The organism is Streptomyces sp. CA-243310 (genome assembly GCF_050936775.1).
Classification (GTDB): domain Bacteria; phylum Actinomycetota; class Actinomycetes; order Streptomycetales; family Streptomycetaceae; genus Streptomyces.
In genome coordinates, this window is record NZ_JBNJMF010000002.1 from 3,247,540 (window position 1) to 3,269,785 (window position 22,246).

General features: G+C 68.0%; 17 protein-coding genes and 3 rRNA genes. 2 read left to right on the forward strand and 18 right to left on the reverse strand.

The window, feature by feature from the left end; all coding sequences use genetic code 11:
* Window positions 1–52: 52 nt before the first annotated feature.
* The 9 genes from ACQEVM_RS32125 to ACQEVM_RS32165 all read right to left on the reverse strand — a co-directional run bounded on the left by ACQEVM_RS32125 (window position 53) and on the right by ACQEVM_RS32165 (window position 9,935).
* Window positions 53–151 (reverse strand): 30S ribosomal protein bS22, encoded by a 99-nt coding sequence (locus ACQEVM_RS32125; protein ID WP_003948845.1) that lies wholly within the window; start codon window positions 149–151, stop codon window positions 53–55.
* A gap of 140 nt (window positions 152–291) precedes the next feature.
* Window positions 292–501 (reverse strand): helix-turn-helix domain-containing protein, encoded by a 210-nt coding sequence (locus tag ACQEVM_RS32130; RefSeq protein WP_008738568.1) that lies wholly within the window; start codon window positions 499–501, stop codon window positions 292–294.
* A gap of 114 nt (window positions 502–615) precedes the next feature.
* Window positions 616–1,446 (reverse strand): phosphatase, encoded by an 831-nt coding sequence (locus tag ACQEVM_RS32135; protein WP_433084830.1) that lies wholly within the window; start codon window positions 1,444–1,446, stop codon window positions 616–618.
* Between the two features lie 92 nt (window positions 1,447–1,538).
* Window positions 1,539–2,708: an acetoin utilization protein AcuC gene (locus tag ACQEVM_RS32140; protein ID WP_433084832.1), complete on the reverse strand. Its 1,170-nt coding sequence runs from the start codon at window positions 2,706–2,708 to the stop codon at window positions 1,539–1,541.
* Window positions 2,659–3,885: an MFS transporter gene (locus tag ACQEVM_RS32145; protein ID WP_433084834.1), complete on the reverse strand. Its 1,227-nt coding sequence runs from the start codon at window positions 3,883–3,885 to the stop codon at window positions 2,659–2,661. The genes ACQEVM_RS32140 and ACQEVM_RS32145 overlap by 50 nt, the downstream gene beginning before the upstream one ends.
* Before the next feature lie 107 nt (window positions 3,886–3,992).
* Complete coding sequence (locus ACQEVM_RS32150) at window positions 3,993–4,649, reverse strand: HAD family hydrolase (RefSeq protein ID WP_433084836.1); 657 nt, start codon at window positions 4,647–4,649, stop codon at window positions 3,993–3,995.
* Window positions 4,650–4,809: 160 nt separating this feature from the next.
* A 5S ribosomal RNA gene (gene rrf / locus ACQEVM_RS32155) occupies window positions 4,810–4,927 on the reverse strand.
* 74 nt (window positions 4,928–5,001) lie between these two features.
* Window positions 5,002–8,124, reverse strand: a 23S ribosomal RNA gene (locus ACQEVM_RS32160).
* A gap of 286 nt (window positions 8,125–8,410) precedes the next feature.
* A 16S ribosomal RNA gene (locus ACQEVM_RS32165) occupies window positions 8,411–9,935 on the reverse strand.
* Together the 16S, 23S and 5S rRNA genes form the textbook arrangement of a ribosomal RNA operon.
* A gap of 886 nt (window positions 9,936–10,821) precedes the next feature.
* On the opposite strand from ACQEVM_RS32165, the gene trpS reads away from it, so the two are divergent.
* Window positions 10,822–11,820, forward strand: a complete 999-nt coding sequence (gene trpS / locus ACQEVM_RS32170) for a tryptophan--tRNA ligase (protein ID WP_433084838.1) — start codon at window positions 10,822–10,824, stop codon at window positions 11,818–11,820.
* A gap of 54 nt (window positions 11,821–11,874) precedes the next feature.
* On the opposite strand, the gene proC is transcribed toward trpS, so the two are convergent.
* The 5 genes from proC to ACQEVM_RS32195 all read right to left on the reverse strand — a co-directional run bounded on the left by proC (window position 11,875) and on the right by ACQEVM_RS32195 (window position 15,292).
* On the reverse strand, window positions 11,875–12,684 hold the full coding sequence (proC, locus tag ACQEVM_RS32175) for a pyrroline-5-carboxylate reductase (protein ID WP_053677118.1): 810 nt from the start codon (window positions 12,682–12,684) through the stop codon (window positions 11,875–11,877).
* A 104-nt stretch (window positions 12,685–12,788) separates the two neighbouring features.
* Entirely contained in the window at window positions 12,789–13,526 is a 738-nt protein-coding gene (locus ACQEVM_RS32180; RefSeq protein WP_433084840.1) for an ABC transporter permease, read from the reverse strand.
* The gene (locus ACQEVM_RS32185) at window positions 13,523–14,326 is read right to left on the reverse strand and encodes an ABC transporter ATP-binding protein (RefSeq protein ID WP_433084843.1); all 804 of its coding nucleotides are present in this window, start codon (window positions 14,324–14,326) and stop codon (window positions 13,523–13,525) included. Before ACQEVM_RS32185 ends, ACQEVM_RS32180 begins: the two co-directional genes overlap by 4 nt.
* A gap of 85 nt (window positions 14,327–14,411) precedes the next feature.
* Window positions 14,412–14,942 carry a hypothetical protein gene (locus ACQEVM_RS32190; protein ID WP_433084845.1) on the reverse strand — a complete coding sequence of 177 codons (531 nt, stop codon included), beginning with the start codon at window positions 14,940–14,942 and terminating at the stop codon, window positions 14,412–14,414.
* A gap of 107 nt (window positions 14,943–15,049) precedes the next feature.
* A complete protein-coding gene (locus ACQEVM_RS32195) occupies window positions 15,050–15,292 on the reverse strand; it encodes an SH3 domain-containing protein (RefSeq protein ID WP_234350031.1) in 243 nt (80 codons plus the stop codon).
* A 166-nt stretch (window positions 15,293–15,458) separates the two neighbouring features.
* Between ACQEVM_RS32195 and ACQEVM_RS32200 the strand changes: the two genes are divergently transcribed.
* On the forward strand, window positions 15,459–17,591 hold the full coding sequence (locus ACQEVM_RS32200) for a protein kinase domain-containing protein (protein WP_433084847.1): 2,133 nt from the start codon (window positions 15,459–15,461) through the stop codon (window positions 17,589–17,591).
* A gap of 34 nt (window positions 17,592–17,625) precedes the next feature.
* Here the strand turns inward: ACQEVM_RS32200 and ilvD are convergent, their stop codons facing one another.
* From ilvD to ACQEVM_RS32220, 4 genes are all read right to left on the reverse strand, one after another.
* On the reverse strand, window positions 17,626–19,476 hold the full coding sequence (gene ilvD, locus ACQEVM_RS32205; protein WP_433084849.1) for a dihydroxy-acid dehydratase: 1,851 nt from the start codon (window positions 19,474–19,476) through the stop codon (window positions 17,626–17,628).
* A gap of 169 nt (window positions 19,477–19,645) precedes the next feature.
* The gene (locus ACQEVM_RS32210; RefSeq protein WP_433084851.1) at window positions 19,646–20,266 is read right to left on the reverse strand and encodes a TetR family transcriptional regulator; all 621 of its coding nucleotides are present in this window, start codon (window positions 20,264–20,266) and stop codon (window positions 19,646–19,648) included.
* Window positions 20,263–21,102, reverse strand: coding sequence for a sugar phosphate isomerase/epimerase family protein (locus tag ACQEVM_RS32215; protein ID WP_351761987.1), 840 nt, complete (start codon window positions 21,100–21,102; stop codon window positions 20,263–20,265). Before ACQEVM_RS32215 ends, ACQEVM_RS32210 begins: the two co-directional genes overlap by 4 nt.
* 159 nt (window positions 21,103–21,261) lie before the next feature.
* Window positions 21,262–22,191 (reverse strand): Ppx/GppA family phosphatase, encoded by a 930-nt coding sequence (locus tag ACQEVM_RS32220; RefSeq protein WP_433084854.1) that lies wholly within the window; start codon window positions 22,189–22,191, stop codon window positions 21,262–21,264.
* Window positions 22,192–22,246: the final 55 nt, after the last annotated feature.

Here is a 22,246-nt window from a genome sequence, read left to right on the forward strand (position 1 = left end):
GCCCCTCCACCAGGATGGTGGAGGGGCTGCGGAGAACACGTACAGCTGCCGTTTACTTCTTGTTACGGCGCTGGACGCGGGTGCGCTTGAGCAGCTTGCGGTGCTTCTTCTTAGCCATCCGCTTGCGCCGCTTCTTGATAACAGAGCCCACGACTACCCTCGCTCACTTCTCGGAACATCCCCGCGTTGACGGAGAACGGTGCGGGGCGTCTGGGCCCACACGACCTACGTCGGCCTAGCCTACCCGCCCAAACTCTGAGCTTGTAATCCGAGGGCTTTCGCCGGTCATTCTCAGGCCGACTCCACCCCCACATAGGACTCTCGGAGGTACTCGTGAACCGCGTTCTCGGGGACCCGGAAGGACCGGCCCACCCGGATAGCGGGCAGATGACCGTTGTGCACCAGGCGGTACACGGTCATCTTCGACACTCGCATCACCGAGGCGACCTCCGCCACGGTCAGGAACTGAACCTCACTGAGAGGCCTCTCGCCAGCAGCCATGACACACCTTGACCTTCCGCGCATGACGGGCACCGGCTTCCCCTCCGGTTACGCCCCGTCGTCGCACGCTCACTCCCCAGAGTAGGGGCGTGTGATACGAGTGGGGAAGAGGAGCTACAGCCACTCCTGGCGCATAGGCAGCCCCGCCCGACCGAGCACGTAGCGCGTGAGCGGTCGGTAGTAGTCCGAGCGCACCCCGTCATCAAGTGGAACAGCCACCGAGACCCGCCCCTCGGCCTCGCCGACGAACAGCGCGGGATCGTCCGTATCGGCCAGCCCGATCGTGTCCACACCCAGCTGACCTGCACCGCAGACCCATCCGTGGTCCCCGACCACCAACTCCGGCAGTGGCTCGCCGGCCTCCGCCAGAGCCCCCAGCGCGACCCGAACCGGCAGCGGTGAATGGGTGTGCGCGCCGGTCGCACTCCCCGCCGGCCGCGCGCCGGGTTCCCGCACCAATGCGACTCCCCGTACGTAGTCGATGCTGTGCGGGCGTACGCCGAACCGGGTCGCCATGTCGATGCGCACCCCCCGCGCCGGAGTGAGGACAACACATCCCACCGCCGACAGGGCCTCGGCCAAACTGGCGTAGAACCCCAGGAGACGGTGGGGATGCCCGGTCGCGAACAGCACGGGCGACCGCGCCCCGGCCGCCTCGCCCAACCTCCCCGCGAAGGCCTCCAGGGCGGCCACCGTCCGCTCCGGGTCGATCACGTCCGGCCCGCTGACGTGCGCGGGGTCCGCCGAGACACCGCACTTGTCCGCCATCAGCCTCAGCAGATCACTCTCGCCCCAACCCCGTTCCGGGTCCAGCCCCAGCAGCAGCCGCGGATCCCTCGCCGCGAACAGCCGGTAACTGCGCAGGCTCTCCTCCCGCGACGTGGCGACGGGCCCGGCCAACCGGGCGGCCAGCAGATGCGCGCGCAACGCTCCGGTGCTCAACACCCTGCCGATGCTGCCGCACCGAACCGGGCGGAGTCTCAATTCCTGCGAACAGCCCCACAGTTGGCGTAACGATGCATCTCGTGGCCGGACCGCTACGTCAGCATCCCGCGCAGCGGGAAGACCGCCTTGCGCATCGCCAGCACGGCCTGATCGATCCGGTCGGCCGGATCGTAGCCCTCTTCCCAGTCCCGCCAGGAGACGGTCCGCCCGTCCGTCATCCGGCGCGGCGCGGGCTCGCGGGTCCGCGCGTACACCTCGTCGCGCCACGCGTCCGGGACCGCCGCCCCGGGATCCACCGGCCGGTGCGCCGCGATCCCCACCAGGTGCGTCCAGGACCTCGGCACGACGTCCACCACCGCGTACCCGCCGCCGCCCAACGCCAGCCATCGACCGTCCGCATGCTCGTGCGCCAGGGCGTGACAGGCCTCCTGGACCGCACGTTGCGCGTCCAACGACACCGCGAGGTGTGCCAGCGGATCCTCGAAGTGCGTGTCCGCCCCGTGCTGGCTCACCAGCACCTGCGGCCGGAAGTCCGCCAGCAGCTCCGGCACGCTCGCGTGGAAGGCACGCAACCAGCCCTCGTCCCCGGTGCCGGCCGGCAGCGCCACATTGACCGCCGATCCCTCGGCGTCCGGCCCACCCGTCTCCTCGGGCCATCCGGTCTGCGGGAAGAGAGTCCGCGGATGCTCGTGGAGCGAGATCGTCAGCACGCGCGGGTCGTCCCAGAACGCCGTCTGCACCCCGTCACCGTGGTGCACGTCCACGTCCACGTACGCGACCCGCTCGGCACCGAGCTCCAACAACCGCGCGACGGCGAGCGCCGCGTCGTTGTACACGCAGAAACCGGCCGCCCCGCCGGGCATCGCGTGGTGCAGCCCGCCCGCGAAGTTCACCGCGTGCCCGGCCTCCCCGCGCCAGATCGCCTCCGCAGCCGCCACCGACTGCCCGGCGATCAACGCGGACGCCTCGTGCATGCCGTGGAACGCCGGGTCGTCGACGGTCCCGAGCCCGTAGGAGCCGTCGGCCACCCCCGGGTCCGCCGACACCTCGCGCACCGCTGCGACGTAGTCCTCGCGGTGCACGAGCCGCAACGTCGAATCACCGGCCGCGCGCGCCGCCCGTACGTCCATCTCCCGGTCCAGCCCGAAGGCTCGCACCAGGCCCATGGTCAGCGCCAGACGCACCGGGTCCATCGGATGGCTCGGTCCGAAGTCATACCTCGTTACCGCCTCGTCCCACATCAACAACCCGCGGCCGCTCATGCCCGACACCGTATCGGGCACCGTCCGAGCCGAACGAGCGGGCATGGAACAACGTCACCAACACCAACACCATCGGTACCAGCATGGCGCCCCGATAGCTCCAGGCATCGCCGATGCCGCCCACGAGCGGCGCCCCGACGAGGAACCCCACGTAGTTGAAGATGTTCAGCCGCGCGATGGCCGTGTCCGCCGACGCCCCGGGGAACAGCCGGCCCGCCGCCGCGAAGGTCTGCGGGACGATCACGCACAGCCCGATGCCCAACAACGTGAACCCGAGCATCCCCGTCCACGCCCCCGGCGCCACCGCCACCACCCCGAAGCCGAGCGCGGCGACCAGCGTCCCGACCCGCACGACGGTCACGGCCCCGAAGCGTCGTACCCCCAGGTCGCCCACGGACCGACCGATCAGGGTCGTCACCATGTACACGTTGTAGGGGACCGTCGCGAGCTGCTCCGAACTGCCCAGCACGTCCTGGAGGTACTTGGCGCTCCAGTTCGACACCGTCGAGTCCCCGATGTACGCGCACGCCATCACCAGGCACAGCGGCAGCAGCAGCTTGAACCCGCCGGCCCCCAGTCCCTTCTCGGCGTCCGACCGGACCCCCGCGGTCTCCCGCCTGTCCACGTAGTACCGGCTCCCGAACACCACGAGCGGCAACAGCACCACCACGGCGGGCAGGTAGCTGCTGAACAGCCCCAGGTGCCAGTGCGCCCCCGCCCAGGCGGCCGAGGCGCCGACGATCCCGCCGAGGCTGTACGAGGCGTGGAAGCCCAGCATGATGCTGCGCCCGTACGCCCGCTGCAGGCTGACTCCGAGCATGTTCATGGAGGCGTCGAGCGCCCCGACGGAGAACCCGAACGCCCCCAGGGCCACCGCCACGTGCCACATCTGATCGCCCGCGCCGACGCCGAGCAGCGCCAACAGCACCAGTGGCTGGGCCCATCGCAGCACCACGCTCGGCGCGACGCGCTTCACCAGGTGCTCGGTGGCGACGCTGGCGACGCCGGCGAGGATGGGCACGGCGGCCAGGAAGGCGGGCAACAGCCCGTCGGATATCCCGTACTGGTCCTGGATCGCGGGGATGCGCGTCACGAGGAGGGCGAAGGTCACGCCCTGCACGAAGAAGCTGAACCCCAGGGACCCGCGCCCGCGGCGCAGCCGCACGTCTTTCGTCATGGCGGCACAGCGTAGGGGCGCGGACTACCCGTGGGTAGAGAGATCACATACCGATTCGGAACAGTGATCGACCGAGCGGCCGGCGGGTCGGGCCGCCGCCGGAACGGTCAGTAGGACTCGAGTCCAAGGAGCCGGGTCAGCTCCTTCATGTCGCCGAAGCAGCTGGTCGCACCGGTGAGCCGGTCGGCAGGCATCATCCCGGTGAATCCGAGCACGTCCATTCCGGCGGCCACCGCGGCCTGCACCCCCAGCGGGCTGTCCTCGACGACCACGCACCGCGCGGGTGCGAAGCCCATCCGGTCGGCCGCGTGCAGGAAGAGATCGGGGTCGGGCTTTCCCCGACCCACGTCCTGCGAGCTGAAGATCCACTCTTCCTCGAACCATCCGTCGATCCCGGCCGCCTGGTGGCCGGCCCGGATCTTCTCGTGGCTCCCGGAGGAGGCCAGGCAGTACGCGACTCCTTGTGCGGTCAGCGCCCCGAGCACGTCCTCGATCCCCTCGACGGGTCGCAGCTCGCGTTCGAAGGCAGCGGCGGTCCGCGCATGGAGCGTCTCGTCGAAGTCCCCGGGCAGCGGCTGCCCGGTCCGCTCCTGCACGAGATCGTGCACCCGGTGCACGGCGGCCCCCATGTAGTCGCGCAGCGACTCGTCATAGGTGGTGGGGTGCCCCAGTTCCGTCAGGTACCCGGCGAGGATGCGGTTGGAGATCGGCTCACTGTCCACCAGCACGCCGTCGTTGTCGAAGATCACGAGGTCATAGCCCATACGTTCACACTACGAGCCGCAGGCACGGTTCTCTTCCGAGCCCATGCCGGGCATCCGGGTGTCGACTGCGGCCGGCGCCGCGGGCCACGGGAACCGTAATGGGTCCGGAACGCAGAAAAGCCCCGCACCCTGAAGGGTGCGGGGCTTTCCCACAATGATTGTTCGGCGGCGTCCTACTCTCCCACAGGGTCCCCCCTGCAGTACCATCGGCGCTGAAAGGCTTAGCTTCCGGGTTCGGAATGTAAACCGGGCGTTTCCCTAACGCTATGACCACCGAAACACTATGAAGTTAACCAACCGGATATGAACACAGTTCGTTACTTCAGAACTAACACAGTGGACGCGAGCAACTGAGGACAAGCCCTCGGCCTATTAGTACCAGTCAGCTCCACCCGTTACCGGGCTTCCACATCTGGCCTATCAACCCAGTCGTCTACTGGGAGCCTTACCCTCTCAAGGAGGTGGGAATACTCATCTCGAAGCAGGCTTCCCGCTTAGATGCTTTCAGCGGTTATCCCTCCCGAACGTAGCCAACCAGCCATGCCCTTGGCAGGACAACTGGCACACCAGAGGTTCGTCCGTCCCGGTCCTCTCGTACTAGGGACAGCCCTTCTCAATATTCCTACGCGCACAGCGGATAGGGACCGAACTGTCTCACGACGTTCTAAACCCAGCTCGCGTACCGCTTTAATGGGCGAACAGCCCAACCCTTGGGACCGACTCCAGCCCCAGGATGCGACGAGCCGACATCGAGGTGCCAAACCATCCCGTCGATATGGACTCTTGGGGAAGATCAGCCTGTTATCCCCGGGGTACCTTTTATCCGTTGAGCGACGGCGCTTCCACAAGCCACCGCCGGATCACTAGTCCCGACTTTCGTCCCTGCTCGACCCGTCGGTCTCACAGTCAAGCTCCCTTGTGCACTTACACTCAACACCTGATTGCCAACCAGGCTGAGGGAACCTTTGGGCGCCTCCGTTACTCTTTGGGAGGCAACCGCCCCAGTTAAACTACCCATCAGACACTGTCCCTGATCCGGATCACGGACCGAGGTTAGACATCCAGCACGACCAGAGTGGTATTTCAACGGCGACTCCACAACCACTGGCGTGGCTGCTTCAAAGTCTCCCACCTATCCTACACAAGCCGAACCGAACACCAATATCAAACTATAGTAAAGGTCCCGGGGTCTTTCCGTCCTGCTGCGCGAAACGAGCATCTTTACTCGTAGTGCAATTTCACCGGGCCTATGGTTGAGACAGTCGAGAAGTCGTTACGCCATTCGTGCAGGTCGGAACTTACCCGACAAGGAATTTCGCTACCTTAGGATGGTTATAGTTACCACCGCCGTTTACTGGCGCTTAAGTTCTCAGCTTCGCACGCCCGAAAGCGCACTAACCGGTCCCCTTAACGTTCCAGCACCGGGCAGGCGTCAGTCCGTATACATCGCCTTACGGCTTCGCACGGACCTGTGTTTTTAGTAAACAGTCGCTTCTCGCTGGTCTCTGCGGCCACCCCCAGCTCACGGAGTAAATCCGATCACCAGTGATGGCCCCCCTTCTCCCGAAGTTACGGGGGCATTTTGCCGAGTTCCTTAACCATAGTTCACCCGAACGCCTCGGTATTCTCTACCTGACCACCTGAGTCGGTTTAGGGTACGGGCCGCCATGAAACTCGCTAGAGGCTTTTCTCGACAGCATAGGATCATCCACTTCACCACAATCGGCTCGGCATCAGGTCTCAGCCTTAATGAGGGACGGATTTGCCTACCCCTCGGCCTACACCCTTACCCCGGGACTACCACCGCCCGGGTTGGACTACCTTCCTGCGTCACCCCATCGCTTACCTACTACCACCTTGGATCGGCGGCTCCACCACTTTCCTTTCCCCGAAGGGTCCGGAACGGCTTCACGGCCTTAGCATTAGAGGATTCGATATTGGGCGTTTCAAAGCGGGTACCGGAATATCAACCGGTTGTCCATCGACTACGCCTGTCGGCCTCGCCTTAGGTCCCGACTTACCCTGGGCAGATCAGCTTGACCCAGGAACCCTTAGTCAATCGGCGCACACGTTTCTCACGTGTGTATCGCTACTCATGCCTGCATTCTCACTCGTGAACCGTCCACAACTAGCTTCCGCTGCTGCTTCACCCGGCACACGACGCTCCCCTACCCATCCCAGCGGGCGTTGGCCCTATTGCTGAAATGACACGACTTCGGCGGTACGCTTGAGCCCCGCTACATTGTCGGCGCGGAATCACTTGACCAGTGAGCTATTACGCACTCTTTCAAGGGTGGCTGCTTCTAAGCCAACCTCCTGGTTGTCTCTGCGACTCCACATCCTTTCCCACTTAGCGTACGCTTGGGGGCCTTAGTCGATGCTCTGGGCTGTTTCCCTCTCGACCATGGAGCTTATCCCCCACAGTCTCACTGCCGTGCTCTCACTTACCGGCATTCGGAGTTTGGCTAAGGTCAGTAACCCGGTAGGGCCCATCGCCTATCCAGTGCTCTACCTCCGGCAAGAAACACACGACGCTGCACCTAAATGCATTTCGGGGAGAACCAGCTATCACGGAGTTTGATTGGCCTTTCACCCCTAACCACAGGTCATCCCCCAGGTTTTCAACCCTGGTGGGTTCGGTCCTCCACGAAGTCTTACCTCCGCTTCAACCTGCCCATGGCTAGATCACTCCGCTTCGGGTCTAGAGCGTGCAACTCAATCGCCCTATTCGGACTCGCTTTCGCTACGGCTTCCCCACACGGGTTAACCTCGCTACACACCGCTAACTCGCAGGCTCATTCTTCAAAAGGCACGCAGTCACGACTGTATGTGCAAGCACATACAGCGACGCTCCCACGGCTTGTAGGCACACGGTTTCAGGTACTATTTCACTCCGCTCCCGCGGTACTTTTCACCATTCCCTCACGGTACTATCCGCTATCGGTCACCAGGGAATATTTAGGCTTAGCGGGTGGTCCCGCCAGATTCACACGGGATTTCTCGGGCCCCGTGCTACTTGGGAGATTCTTAAGCAAGCCGCTGATGTTTCGTCTACGGGGGTCTTACCCTCTACGCCGGACCTTTCGCATGTCCTTCGACTACATCAACGGTTTCTGACTCGCCGACCGGCCGGCAGACCGATCAAAAGAATTCCCACAACCCCGCATGCGCAACCCCTGCCGGGTATCACACGCATACGGTTTGGCCTCATCCGGTTTCGCTCGCCACTACTCCCGGAATCACGGTTGTTTTCTCTTCCTGAGGGTACTGAGATGTTTCACTTCCCCTCGTTCCCTCCACACTGCCTATGTGTTCAGCAGTGGGTGACAGCCCATGACGACTGCCGGGTTTCCCCATTCGGACACCCCCGGATCAAAGCTCAGTTGGCAGCTCCCCGGGGCCTATCGCGGCCTCTCACGTCCTTCATCGGTTCCTGGTGCCAAGGCATCCACCGTGTGCCCTTAAAAACTTGGCCACAGATGCTCGCGTCCACTGTGTAGTTCTCAAGCAACGACCAGTCACCCATCACCCCACCAGACAAGCTGGCGAGTTCACTGGGGCCGGCATCGCGAAGATACAACCTTACGGCCGTACCCTCAGATACCCAACAACGTGCCAGGCACGACCCTCCGTCAGTGAGTCACTTTCCACGCCGAAGCAGTACTCGTGATCCATCTGGAAGACCGTGCCAAATAATCAACGTTCCACCCATGAGCTGACCGTGCAGAACATTTGTCTGCAATCGGTACTGTGCTCCTTAGAAAGGAGGTGATCCAGCCGCACCTTCCGGTACGGCTACCTTGTTACGACTTCGTCCCAATCGCCAGTCCCACCTTCGACAGCTCCCTCCCTTACGGGTTGGGCCACCGGCTTCGGGTGTTACCGACTTTCGTGACGTGACGGGCGGTGTGTACAAGGCCCGGGAACGTATTCACCGCAGCAATGCTGATCTGCGATTACTAGCAACTCCGACTTCATGGGGTCGAGTTGCAGACCCCAATCCGAACTGAGACCGGCTTTTTGAGATTCGCTCCACCTCACGGTATCGCAGCTCATTGTACCGGCCATTGTAGCACGTGTGCAGCCCAAGACATAAGGGGCATGATGACTTGACGTCGTCCCCACCTTCCTCCGAGTTGACCCCGGCGGTCTCCTGTGAGTCCCCATCACCCCGAAGGGCATGCTGGCAACACAGGACAAGGGTTGCGCTCGTTGCGGGACTTAACCCAACATCTCACGACACGAGCTGACGACAGCCATGCACCACCTGTATACCGACCACAAGGGGGGCACTATCTCTAATGCTTTCCGGTATATGTCAAGCCTTGGTAAGGTTCTTCGCGTTGCGTCGAATTAAGCCACATGCTCCGCTGCTTGTGCGGGCCCCCGTCAATTCCTTTGAGTTTTAGCCTTGCGGCCGTACTCCCCAGGCGGGGAACTTAATGCGTTAGCTGCGGCACCGACGACGTGGAATGTCGCCAACACCTAGTTCCCAACGTTTACGGCGTGGACTACCAGGGTATCTAATCCTGTTCGCTCCCCACGCTTTCGCTCCTCAGCGTCAGTAATGGCCCAGAGATCCGCCTTCGCCACCGGTGTTCCTCCTGATATCTGCGCATTTCACCGCTACACCAGGAATTCCGATCTCCCCTACCACACTCTAGCTAGCCCGTATCGAATGCAGACCCGAGGTTAAGCCTCGGGCTTTCACATCCGACGTGACAAGCCGCCTACGAGCTCTTTACGCCCAATAATTCCGGACAACGCTTGCGCCCTACGTATTACCGCGGCTGCTGGCACGTAGTTAGCCGGCGCTTCTTCTGCAGGTACCGTCACTTTCGCTTCTTCCCTGCTGAAAGAGGTTTACAACCCGAAGGCCGTCATCCCTCACGCGGCGTCGCTGCATCAGGCTTTCGCCCATTGTGCAATATTCCCCACTGCTGCCTCCCGTAGGAGTCTGGGCCGTGTCTCAGTCCCAGTGTGGCCGGTCGCCCTCTCAGGCCGGCTACCCGTCGTCGCCTTGGTGGGCCATTACCCCACCAACAAGCTGATAGGCCGCGGGCTCATCCTTCACCGCCGGAGCTTTTAACCCCCACCCATGCAGGCAGGAGTATTATCCGGTATTAGACCCCGTTTCCAGGGCTTGTCCCAGAGTGAAGGGCAGATTGCCCACGTGTTACTCACCCGTTCGCCACTAATCCACCCCGAAGGGCTTCATCGTTCGACTTGCATGTGTTAAGCACGCCGCCAGCGTTCGTCCTGAGCCAGGATCAAACTCTCCATGAATGTTTACCCGTAATCGGGTGCACACGCACTTAGAGCGGGCCGATCATGTCGGAATAAGACCGATCGACCACTGCGTCCTCGCTGTGTAATCGCCTGCAAGCACCACAACCCGAAGATTGCGACCTCACAGGTCTTTTTCAAAGGAACCTCATCCACCGAAATGGACGGGGTATCAACTTTTGGCGTTGATTTTTGGCACGCTGTTGAGTTCTCAAGGAACGGACGCTTCCTTTGTACTCACCCTCTCGGGCTTTCCTCCGGGCGCTTCCTTCGTTCTTGCGTTTCCGACTCTATCAGAGTCAGTCTCGCTTGTTTTCCGCCTTCCAGGTTCTTCGCTTTCGCGTTTTCCCTTTCCGGCGATTCCGACTCTATCAGAACCTTTCGGCCCTGACTCCCAGTCAGCGGGGTTCGCTGCTTGGGCTGTTGGGCCCTTGCGGCGAGTGAGACAGTAGCGGATTCCCTGTCCCCGAACCTAATCGGCGACTGCGTCCTGGGACGCGGATTCCTCATTCGCATATACGCATGAAAACGGGACGACAAAGTGCGTCGTTCGTTCGAATGTGTGTGATGCGGGATGGCTGTCCGGGGACCGACCGGGGTCGGCGCTCACTTCGGACAACTCGAAGAACCTTACGGACCGGGTCAAGGTGTGTCAACTCTGGGACAGGCGTCACCCGGACGGCTAGCCTGGCTCCCATGACCACGCATGCGCACACGCTCAACCTGTGCTGGTGGGCCGCCTGACGGCGGCCGACCATCCACGCGAGCACGCATGCGCTCACGGCCGCCGCCTCGGCGGCCGTTTCTGTTTCTCCCCTCCCGGGAGTGGCTCGGTCGCCCGACGCGGTGGCACCGACATGACAGCCACACAGCAGGGAGACGGGACATGACGAGGATCTTCAGCGGGGTCAAGCCCACCGGGCATCTGACGCTGGGCAACTACCTGGGCGCCGTGCGGCAGTGGGTCGCCGCCGACCAGGAACCCGACGAGGCCCTGTTCTGCGTGGTGGACCTGCACGCGCTGACCGTGGAACACGATCCGGCGCGGGTCCGCCGGCTCAGCAGGCAGGCCGCGACCCTGCTGCTGGCCTCCGGCCTGGAACCGGCGAGGTGCACGCTCTTCGTACAGAGCCACGTGGACGAGCACACCCGGCTGGCGTACCTGCTGGAGTGCACCGCGACCGACGGGGAACTGCGGCGGATGGTCCAGTACCGCGAGAAGGCGACGCGGGCGCGGGACGCCGGGGAAGGGGTGCGGCTGTCGTTGCTCACCTATCCCGTGCTGATGGCGGCCGACATCCTCGCGTACGGGACGGACCGGGTGCCGGTCGGTGAGGACCAGCGGCAGCACGTGGAACTGACGCGGGACCTCGCGGTGCGGTTCAACCAGCGGTACGGACACACCTTCGCGGTGCCCGAGGCCACGCACCCGGTCGTGGCGGCTCGGGTCATGGACCTCCAGGAACCGACCTCCAAGATGGGGAAGTCCGGGGACGCCGGGCCCGGGGTGGTGTTCATGCTCGACGAACCCGCGGTGGTGACGAGGAAGGTGATGCGGGCCGTCACCGACAGCGGGGACGGCGACGTGGTCCTGGACCGGGAGAACCGGCCCGGGGTCGCCAATCTGCTCGACATCCTCGCCGCCTGCACGGGCGGCGAGCCCGCGGCCCTGGCCGACGGGTACCAGGGCTACGGGGCGTTGAAGCGGGACGTCGCTGAGGCGGTGGTGGAGACGCTGCGGCCGGTGCGGGAGCGGCACGCCGAGCTGGCGGCCGACCCCGGCGGGGTGGAGAAGGTCCTGCGGGCCGGGGCCGAGCGGGCGCGCGGCCTGGCGCGGCCCGTGGTGGACCGGGCGTACCGGGCGATCGGGCTGTTGGAGCCCTGAAGGGGCTCGGCGGTACGGGTCCCCCGCGCGGGGGACCCGTACCGCCGAGGCCTGTCAGCTGTTGCCGGAGGCGAGCTCGCGGCTGCGGTCGCGGGCCGCTTCGAGGGCTGCGATGAGGGCCGCCCGTACGCCGTGCTTCTCCAGCTCGACGATGGCGTTGATGGTCGTGCCGGCCGGGGAGGTCACCGCCTCGCGGAGCTTGACCGGGTGCTCGCCGCTGTCGCGGAGCATCACGGCGGCGCCGATGGCGGCCTGGACGATGAGGTCGTGGGCCTGGGCGCGGGGCAGGCCGAGGAGGATGCCGGCGTCGGTCATCGCCTCGACGAGGAAGTAGAAGTAGGCGGGACCCGAGCCGGAGAGGGCGGTCGCGGCGTCCTGCTGCGACTCGGGGACGCGCAGGGTCTTGCCGACGCCGCCGAAGATCTCCTCGGTGTGCAGGAGGTGCGCGGCGGTGGCGTGGCTGCCGGCGGAGATGACGGACATGGCCTCGTCCACGAGGGCGGGCGTGTTCGTCATGACGCGGACGACCGGCGTGCCCGGGGCGAGCCGCTCCTCGAAGAAGGAGGTGGGGATGCCGGCGGCGCCGCTGATGATCAGGCGGTCGGTGGGGACGTGGGGGGCGAGTTCTTCGAGGAGCTTGCCCATGTCCTGCGGCTTGACCGTGAGGATCAGGGTGTCGGCGCGCTTGGCGGCCTCGGCGTTGGTGACGGCCTCGACCCCGTAACGGGTGCGCAGTTCCTCGGCACGCTCGGGGCGGCGGGCGGTGACGAGGAGCTTCGCGGCGGGCCATCCGCCGCGGATCATCCCGCTGAGCAGGGCCTCGCCGATCTTGCCGGTACCGAGGACTGCGACTGTCTGGGTCATGCCCGATTCACCTCGCCGAACGATGCGTGCGTGGAGGCGTGCCGCCTCCACCTCCTCATCCTTGCACCCGGGGGCGAGGGGGCGAGGGGGTGTCCGGAGTGCGGTCAGGGGGTGCGGCGGCGCAGGGTGGCCGCGCCGAGGACGAGGACGAGCAGGGCGCACCCGGCGACGACGAGGGCGTCGCGGAGGAAGTCGGCGGTCATGTCCGTGTGGGTGAGGACCTGGGTCATGCCGTCCACGGCGTAGGACATGGGCAGGACGTCGGAGAGCCCTTCGAGGACCGGCTGCATGGTGTCGCGGGGTGCGAAGAGTCCGCAGAGCAGGAGCTGGGGGAAGATCACCGCCGGCATGAACTGCACGGCCTGGAACTCGGAGGCGGCGAAGGCGGAGACGAAGAGGCCGAGCGCCGTGCCGAGGAGGGCGTCGAGGAGGGCGACGAGCAGGAGCAGCCACGGGGAGCCGACGACGTCGAGGCCGAGGGCCCACAGGGCGAGGCCGGTGGCGAGGACGGATTGGACGACGGCCACGGCGCCGAACGCGAGGGCGTAGCCGGCGATGAGGTCGCCCTTGCCCAGCGGCATCGCGAGGAGGCGTTCCAGGGTGCCGGAGGTGCGCTCGCGCAGGGTGGCGATGGAGGTCACCAGGAACATGGTGATGAGGGGGAAGATCCCGAGGAGGGAGGCCCCGACGCTGTCGAAGGTACGGGCGCTTCCGTCGAAGACGTAGCGGAGCAGGGTCAGCATCAGGACGGGGACCAGCAGCATCAGGGCGATCGAGCGCGGGTCGTGGCGGAGCTGGCGCTGGACGCGCGCGGCGGTGGCGAGGGTGCGGGCCGTGTTCACGAGTGCTGCTCCTGGGTCTGCCGGGCGAGGGTGTCGGCGTCGTCGACGAGGCGGAGGAAGCCCTCCTCGACGGTGGCGGATCCGGTGCGGTCCCGCAGGGTGTCGGGGGTGTCCTGGGCGAGGATGCGGCCCTCGCGCATGAGGAGGAGGTCGTGGCACCGTTCGGCCTCGTCCATGACGTGTGAGGAGACGAGGATCGTGGCGCCGCGCTCGGTGGTGAGGTCGTGGAAGAGGTTCCACAGGTCGCGTCGCAGGACGGGGTCGAGGCCGACGGTCGGTTCGTCGAGGACCAGCAGCTCGGGGGTGCCGAGCAGGGCGACGGCGAGGGAGACGCGGCTGCGCTGGCCGCCGGAGAGGTTGCCGGCGAGGGCGCCCGCGCGGCCGGTGAGGTCCACGTCGGTGATGGCTCGGGTGACGGCTGCGGCGCGGCGGTCGGCTGCGGCGCGGCCGGGGTCGAGGACGGCGGCGAAGTAGGCGAGGTTCTGCCGGACGGTGAGGTCGTCGTAGACCGAGGGCGCCTGGGTGACGTAGCCGATGCGGGAGCGCAGTTCGGGGTGGCCGGCCCGGTGGCCGAGGACGTCGAGGGTGCCGGTGACGTGGGCCTGGGTGCCGACGACGGCGCGCATGAGGGTGGACTTGCCGCAGCCGGAGGGGCCGAGGAGGCCGGTGATCCGGCCGCGGGGGACGTCGAAGGCGAGGGCGTCGAGGACGGTGCGGGGGTGGCGTCCGGCGCCGCGGCGGACGGTGAGGCCGCGGGCGTGGACGGCGGCCGGGGCTCCGTCCGGCGAGTTATTCATCATGTGATGAATAATGCTCCCGGCTGTGCCGGGGCGTCAACCGGGCGGACGGGTGCGGGGTCCGGGTCCGGACCCCCGGACCCGGTGGTTACCGCTTGCGCTTGGGGCGGCGGGCGGCCGGGTTGCCGGTACGCGCACCGCGGCGCCGGGCGAACTCGACCTTCGCGCGCTCGTACTCGGCGCGGCGCAACTTCTCGCCGGGCGCCTCGACGAGGCAGCGCAGGAAGTACGCGATGAGGGAGCCGATGAAACCGATCGCCTTCAGGCCCTTGAGCGCGCCCTCGTCGGACGAGGGGCGGGGGCGGGTCCCGAAGGACTCCCAGGTCTTGGCGAACGCGATGGAACTGGCGATGGCGAAGAGGACGACGACGGAGATGCTGAGGAACGGACCGACGTCGCCGATCTGCAGCCCCTCGTAGGCCATGCGCAGCAGGAACGCGGCGGCGACGGCGGTGACGAGCGAGCCGGCGGCCATGCCGACGCGGCGCAGGGCGTAGCCACCGTCGTGCTCGACCCAGGTGGTGCCGAAGAACTTGATCGGCTCGGGCTCGGGGCCGGGCGCCGCGGGGGCGGCGGACGGGGTGGGCCGGCTCTGGTCTCGCTGGTCGTTGTCGCTCACACCGGCGATTATCCCCCGACGGGCGGACCGGGCCGGGTGTGTCTCACGTGGCAGACGGGCGGGGCGGGGCCCGCCCGGGCGGGTCGGTCCGGGCGGGCTCATGCGGGTCAGTCGCAGCGGCTGGCGACGTACCCGTCGCTGCCGGTCTTCACGTAGGCGTCCGACACGAAGCGGCCGTTGCCGATGCAGTCCCAGAGGCCGGTCGTCCCGTACGGACCCGAAACCGTGGTGCCGGGGCACTGGCAGCGGATGGACACGCTCGCCCCGAGCGGGAGGGTGTCGATGATCGCGTAGCCGGTCCCGGGGCCGCTGCGGACGTTGACCCGGTAGCCGGGAGCGACCTGGTACATCGGCAGACCACCGCTCGCCGTGACGCTCGTGACGTGGCTTGAATCATTCTCAATGGACATGTGAAAGCTCCCCCCATGGGTGTTGCCCAGCGCAACGCGCGCAGGCTAGCAGGACCTTGGAGAATCGCACGGGCCATGGGCTAGGCTCCGGCGGGGGTGGTGAGCGGTGCATTCGCGGCGCGCGGACTACGCCGGGTTTCCGGAGTATGCCGGGCAGTACCGGCTCGAATCCGTGCTCGGCTCCGGCGGTATGGGGGTCGTCCACCTGGCCGCCTCCAGTTCGGGGCTGAAACTCGCCGTCAAGGTGGTGCACGCCCAGCATGCGGTGGATCCGGAGTTCCGGGCCCGTTTCCGGCAGGAGGTCGCGGCCGCGCGGCGGGTGAGCGGGGCGTTCACCGCCCCTGTCGTGGACGCCGATCCGAACGCCGAACGGCCTTGGATGGCCACCCTGTTCGTCGACGCGCCGACCCTGTCCGAACGAGTACGCGAGCGCGTCCTGGACTCCATCGAGCTGACCCGGCTCGCCGCCGGACTGGCGGAGGCGCTCAGGGACATCCACCGCGCCGGGGTGGTGCACCGGGATCTGAAGCCGAGCAACGTGTTGATGGCCCCGGACGGGGTCCGGGTCATCGACTTCGGGATATCGCGGCCGGCCGACAGCGACCTGCGCACCGAAACCGGCAAGTTGATCGGGACCCCGCCGTTCATGGCGCCGGAGCAGTTCCAGCGGCCACGGGAAGTGGGGACGGCCGCCGATGTCTTCGCGCTCGGCGCGGTGCTGGTGTACGCGGCAACGGGGCACGGCCCGTTCGACTCCGACAGCCACTACCTCGTGGCGTACCAGGTCGTGCACAGCGAGCCCGACCTGACGGGGCTGCCGGACCTGCTGGTCCCGATCGTGGCCCGGTGCCTGGCAAAGGAACCGGAGGAACGGCCGACGGCCCACACGTTGATCGCCGAGATCCGGGCGCTGACGAGCCCGACCTCCGAGGACACCCAGTCGTTCGCCGCGCAGCCGCGCATACCGCGGCAGCGCGACCCGTCGCCGGACGAGGAGAACACGCACCGCCGCGCCGCGCCGGCTGTCGTCCGGCGACCCGCGCGGCGTCCGCGCGGGCGGGTCCTGACGGCGTGGGTGGCCGCCGCGCTCCTCGCCGTCGGCGCGGTCGGGGGCGGGCTGTGGCTCGCGGCCGACGCGCGGACGCCCGTACGGAACGCGTCCGCGCCGCCGGAAGACGGAGCCGCGGTACCGGCACCCGTGACCCCTTGGTCGGTGTCCCTCGGCGGCCACACTGTGTCCTGCTCAGCGGTGGGTGCGGCGCTCTACTGCGCCGGACGCCACCTCACCGCCGCCCGCCTGGACGTCACGAACGGCGCGGTGGCATGGTCCGTCCCCGCGCCCGCGAGTGGCGCTCGGCCGGGCGCGACCCCGCCGGTCCCCCGGGAGGCCGGTGGGGTGGTCGTCGTCGTGGCGGACGGGGGCGAACGGCTCCGGGCGCTGGACCCGAAGACCGGCGCCGAGCGCTGGCAGCGCGGGCTGTCGGCCGGCACGCAGGTGGTGACGGCGGGCCCGCACGTCCTCCTGACCTCGGCGGACGGAAGCGTCCGCGCCCTCGACGCGGCCGACGGTGCCCAACGCTGGACCAGATCCGGAGTCGCGGGATCCGGCTGGTGGGGTGGAACCGGGCAGAACGGTGCGCCCTCCTTCTTCCGGTCGACGCCCGACGGCAGCGGCCGGTCGACGGAGGTCTCGGAGGTGGACGCGTCCACCGGCGCCGCGCGCTGGCAGGTACGGACCGACGGTGGGCTTCGTCCTTTCGGGACGGCGACCGACGCGCTCTTCCTGCTCGACAACGACGCGAGCGCCCACGCGGTGGGAATCGTGAGGATCGGTCTGACGACGCACTCGGTGCACCGGGGCCGCCTCTCGGCTCCCCTGTACGACGCCCAGGCGACGGTGGGGGTGAACGGCACGACCTACGCCTTCGGCACACAGGGCACGGTCGCGGCGGTCGGCGCGGACAAGGAACTGTGGCGCCTGGAAACCGGTGCGGCAAGCGCGTCGAGCCCCGTGTTCGCGGACGGACACGTGTACCTCAGTGTGTCGGACGGCCGCCTGCTGGCAGTCGACGCGGCGACCGGTCGGCTCGTCGGTCAGACCAGGACCCGTCTGGCCACGGGGCGGACGGCCGTCAGCTCCACCCTGCCCGCCCCGGTCGTCCGCGACGGGCGGGTGTACGCGTCCGCGCCCGACGGGACCGTCTTCGCCGTGGACGCGGCGAACCCCGCTGGCTGGTGACACGACCGGCGGGGTTCGGGAGGACTCGGCGGGCTCAGCCCAGGAGCGAGACGTCGCGGACCGCGCCCTTGTCGGCGCTGGTGGCCATGGCGGCGTAGGCGCGCAGGGCCGCGGAGACCTTGCGTTCGCGGTTCTTCGGGGCGTAGACGCCGCCGAGGGCCTCGCGGCGGGCGGCCAGTTCCTCGTCGGCGACCAGCAGCTCGATCGAGCGGTTCGGGATGTCGATGCGGATGCGGTCGCCGTCCTCGACGAGGGCGATGGTGCCGCCCGAGGCCGCCTCCGGGGAGGCGTGGCCGATGGACAGGCCCGAGGTGCCGCCGGAGAAACGGCCGTCCGTGACGAGGGCGCAGGCCTTGCCGAGGCCGCGGCCCTTGAGGAAGGACGTCGGGTACAGCATCTCCTGCATGCCGGGGCCGCCGCGCGGGCCCTCGTAGCGGATGACGACGACGTCGCCCTCCTTGATCTCCTTGCGGAGGATCTTGTCGACGGCCTCGTCCTGCGACTCGCAGACCACGGCCGGGCCCTCGAAGGTCCAGATCGACTCGTCCACGCCGGCCGTCTTCACGACGCAGCCGTCGACCGCGATGTTGCCGCGCAGGACGGCGAGGCCGCCGTCCTTGGAGTACGCGTGTTGCACCGAGCGGATGCAGCCGCCCTCGGCGTCGAGGTCGAGGGTGTCCCAGCGCTCGGACTGGGAGAAGGCGGTCGCGGAGCGCTTGCAGCCGGGGGCCGCGTGCCACAGCTCCATGGCGATGTCGGACGCCGTGCCGGAGCGGGCGTCCCACTGCGCGAGCCAGTCCTCCAGGTTGTCGGAGTGCACGGAGGTGACGTCCTTGTTGAGGAGGCCGCCGCGGTGGAGCTCGCCGAGGATGGCGGGGATGCCGCCGGCCCGGTGGATGTCCTCCATGTAGTACGTGCCGCCGGGCGCCACGTTCGGCGCGACCTTGGACAGGCAGGGGACGCGGCGGGAGACGGCGTCGATGTCGGTGAGGTCGTACTCCAGGCCCGCCTCCTGCGCCGCGGCCAGCAGGTGCAGGATCGTGTTGGTGGAGCCGCCCATCGCGATGTCGAGCGCCATGGCGTTCTCGAAGGCCTCGCGGGTGGCGATGTTGCGCGGCAGGACGGACTCGTCGCCGTCCTCGTAGTAGCGCTTGGTGATCTCCACGACCGTGCGGCCGGCGTCCTCGTACAGGGCGCGGCGGGCGGTGTGCGTGGCGAGGACCGAGCCGTTGCCCGGGAGGGCCAGACCGATGGCCTCCGCGAGGCAGTTCATCGAGTTGGCGGTGAACATGCCCGAACAGGAGCCGCAGGTCGGACAGGCGTTCTCCTCGATCCGCAGCACGTCCTCGTCCGAGACGTTCTCGTTGGCGGCGTCGACCATGGCGTCGATCAGGTCGAGCTTGCGGACGGTGCCGTCGACGAGGATGGCCTGCCCGGCCTCCATCGGACCGCCGGAGACGAAGACGACCGGGATGTTGAGGCGCATGGCGGCCATCAGCATGCCGGGGGTGATCTTGTCGCAGTTGGAGATGCAGATCAGGGCGTCGGCGCAGTGCGCCTCGACCATGTACTCGACGCTGTCCGCGATCAGGTCGCGGGAGGGCAGGGAGTACAGCATGCCGCCGTGCCCCATGGCGATGCCGTCGTCGACCGCGATGGTGTTGAACTCGCGCGGGATCGCGCCCGCCTCGCGGATGGCGTCGGAGACGATCCGGCCGACCGGCGCCAGGTGGGTGTGTCCGGGGACGAACTCGGTGAAGGAGTTGGCCACCGCGATGATCGGCTTTCCGATGTCCGCGCTCGCTACGCCCGAGGCGCGCATCAGCGCACGTGCGCCTGCCATGTTGCGGCCGTGGGTGACGGTGCGGGACCTCAGCTCGGGCATCGGGTTCACTCCCCATGAGTGCGGCGGCGCCGGAGAGGCCTGCCGCGACTGTGGATATGGCTGTTTACGAGGCTACGCCTCTCGCCCGCGATGCGGACACGGTGTCCGCATGTCGGGACGACCGGCTCAGCTTTCGGTCACTGGCCGGTGACCTCACTGCTCGGTGACCTCACTGCTCGGTGAGGTAGCGCTGGAGGGTCGGGGCCACGAGGGCGATGATCTCCTCCGGGTCCGCGGACGCGAGGGGCTCGATCTGGACCACGTACCGCAGGATCGCGATGCCGATCATGTGCGAGGCCGCCAGCTCGGCGCGGAAGGTGGGGTCGGGCACGTCGAGGTCGGCCGCGACCCGCTCCAGGACCCGGCGCAGGATCAGCCGACGCAGCACCGCGGCGGCGGCCTCGTGGGTGAGGGCGGAGCGGATCACGGCGAGCAGGGGGGCGCGGGTGGCCGGGTTCTCCCAGATGCCCAGGAAGTAGCGGGCCAGGCGCTCGCCGATGCCGTCCGGGCCGGAACCGACGATCTGCGGGACGACCAGGGCCGGCTCCATGCTGACCTCGATGGCGGCGGCGAACAGGTCGTCCTTGCTGCCGAAGTAGTGGTGCACCAGCGCCGGATCCACGCCGGCCGCCTTCGCGATCCCGCGTACGGAGGTCTTGTCGTAGCCGCGCGCCGCGAACTCCGAACGGGCCGCGAGCCGGATCCGCTCCTGCGTGCCGGGGCCGTCGTCGGCCTCGTCCTGGCGGGGACGGCCGGGGCCGCGGCGGGGCTTCCTGACCGGTTCCGTCATGGCCGGCGGGCCGGACTGTCGCTGGTCGCGGCCGCGAGGTGCTGCCGCGTGAAGGCCAGGGCCTCGGCGAGGTCGGCCTCGCGTTCCGCCGAGGACATGGCGCGCCGGGTGTTGACCTCGATGACGACGTGCCCGTCGAAGGAGGTACGGGCCAGGCCGCGCAGCAGTTCGGCGCAGGGCTGGGTGCCGCGACCGGGGACGAGGTGCTCGTCCTTCGCGGAGCCGTTGCCGTCGGCGAGGTGGATGTGGGCGAGCCGGTCGCCCATCCGGTCGATCATCGCGTTCGCGTCGGTGCGTGCGGTCGCGGTGTGCGAGAGGTCCACCGTGAAGTGCCGGTAGTCGTCCTTGGTGACGTCCCACTCGGGCGCGTACGCGAGCATCTCGCGGTCGCGGTAGCGCCAGGGGTACATGTTCTCGACGGCGAACCGGACGTCGGTCTCGTCCGCCATGCGCCAGATGCCGGAGACGAAGTCGCGGGAGTACGCGCGCTGCCAGCGGAACGGCGGGTGCACGACGACGGTGCCCGCGCCCAGCCGCTCGGCCGCCGACTGGGCGCGCCGCAGCTTCGTCCAGGGGTCGGTCGACCAGACGCGCTGGGTGATCAGGAGGCAGGGGGCGTGGATCGCGAGGACCGGGACCCCGTGGTGGTCGGAGAGGCGGCGCAGGGCGTCGATGTCCTGGCTGACCGGGTCCGTCCAGACCATGACCTCGACGCCGTCGTAGCCGAGGCGCGCGGCGATCTCGAAGGCGGTCGCCGTGGACTCCGGGTAGACGGAGGCGGTGGAAAGGGCGACCTTGGGCCTTGGTCTCGGGGTCTGGGGGCGGGGTTCTGCCACGGGGACAGGTTACCGATGCCGGTGCCCCCGCCGGGCAGGGTGGGTGGATCCGCCGGTTCGCAGCGCCCGTGGACCCGGCCCGACGGGGCCGCGCGCGGGCTCGGGCCGGTACGAGGGGCGAGGCCGGACGGGCCCGGTCGGAAGGGCGACGGGCCCGGGTCAGGACGGGAGGTGGTCCAGGCGGCGGAGGATGACGCCCTCCCGCAGCGCCCAGGGGCAGATCTCCAACTCCTCGACGCCGAGGAGGTCCATGGTGCCCTCCGCGACCAGGGCCCCCGCCAAGAGCTGCCCGGCGCGGCCCTCGGACACGCCCGGGAGGGTGGAGCGCTGCGCGGTGGTCATCGCCGCCAGGCGCGGGACCCACTCCTCCAGTGACTTGCGGGTCAGGTCACGCTGGACGTACAGACCGTCGGCCGAGCGGGCCGCGCCCGCGATGCGGGCCAGCTGTCGGAACGTCTTGGACGTCGCCACCACGTGGTCCGGCGCTCCGAAACGGCTGAACACACCGACCGAGCGGGCGATCTGGGCCCGCGCGTGCCGGCGCAGGGCCTTCACGTCGGCCGGGTCGGCGGGGTCGCCCGGGAGCCACGCCGAGGTGAGGCGACCGGCGCCCAGCGGGAGGGACACGGCGGCGTCGGGTTCCTCGTCGATGCCGAACGCGATCTCCAGCGAGCCGCCGCCGATGTCGAGGACCAGCAGCTTGCCCGCCGACCAGCCGAACCAGCGCCGGGCGGCGAGGAACGTCAGCCGCGCCTCGTCCTCGCCGCTGAGGATGGGCAGGTCGAGGCCGGTCTCGGCCTTCACCCGGGCCAGGACCTCGTCGGCGTTCGTGGCCTCGCGCACGGCGCTCGTCGCGAAGGGCAGCAGGTCCTCGCAGCCCTTGTCCTCGGCGGCCTGCACGGCGTCGCCGAGGACCGACACGAGGCGCTCTATCCCCTCCGGGGTGACCGCACCGTGCTCGTCGAGGAGTTCCGCCAGCCGCAGTTCCACCTTGTGCGAGTGCGCGGGCAGCGGGCGCGCACCGGGGTGCGCGTCGACCACCAGCAGATGGATCGTGTTCGAACCCACGTCAAGGACACCGAGTCTCATACGGGGAAACGCTACTGGTCCGGTCGCGTGGGGGTGGAGCAAGGGGCCCTTAGGC

Bases quoted from the DNA above. Each gene is read 5' to 3' on its own strand.
- ACQEVM_RS32195 (WP_234350031.1), bottom strand. From the start codon at position 15,292: ATGTACCAGGTCGCTCCCGGCTACCGGGTCAACGTCCGCAGCGGCCCC.
- ACQEVM_RS32150 (WP_433084836.1), bottom strand. From the start codon at position 4,649: ATGGGCTATGACCTCGTGATCTTCGACAACGACGGCGTGCTGGTGGAC.
- ACQEVM_RS32185 (WP_433084843.1), bottom strand. From the start codon at position 14,326: ATGATGAATAACTCGCCGGACGGAGCCCCGGCCGCCGTCCACGCCCGC.
- ACQEVM_RS32145 (WP_433084834.1), bottom strand. From the start codon at position 3,885: ATGACGAAAGACGTGCGGCTGCGCCGCGGGCGCGGGTCCCTGGGGTTC.
- ACQEVM_RS32210 (WP_433084851.1), bottom strand. From the start codon at position 20,266: ATGACGGAACCGGTCAGGAAGCCCCGCCGCGGCCCCGGCCGTCCCCGC.
- ilvD (WP_433084849.1), bottom strand. From the start codon at position 19,476: ATGCCCGAGCTGAGGTCCCGCACCGTCACCCACGGCCGCAACATGGCA.
- ACQEVM_RS32130 (WP_008738568.1), bottom strand. From the start codon at position 501: ATGGCTGCTGGCGAGAGGCCTCTCAGTGAGGTTCAGTTCCTGACCGTG.
- proC (WP_053677118.1), bottom strand. From the start codon at position 12,684: ATGACCCAGACAGTCGCAGTCCTCGGTACCGGCAAGATCGGCGAGGCC.
- ACQEVM_RS32220 (WP_433084854.1), bottom strand. From the start codon at position 22,191: ATGAGACTCGGTGTCCTTGACGTGGGTTCGAACACGATCCATCTGCTG.
- ACQEVM_RS32140 (WP_433084832.1), bottom strand. From the start codon at position 2,708: ATGAGCGGCCGCGGGTTGTTGATGTGGGACGAGGCGGTAACGAGGTAT.
- trpS (WP_433084838.1), top strand. From the start codon at position 10,822: ATGACGAGGATCTTCAGCGGGGTCAAGCCCACCGGGCATCTGACGCTG.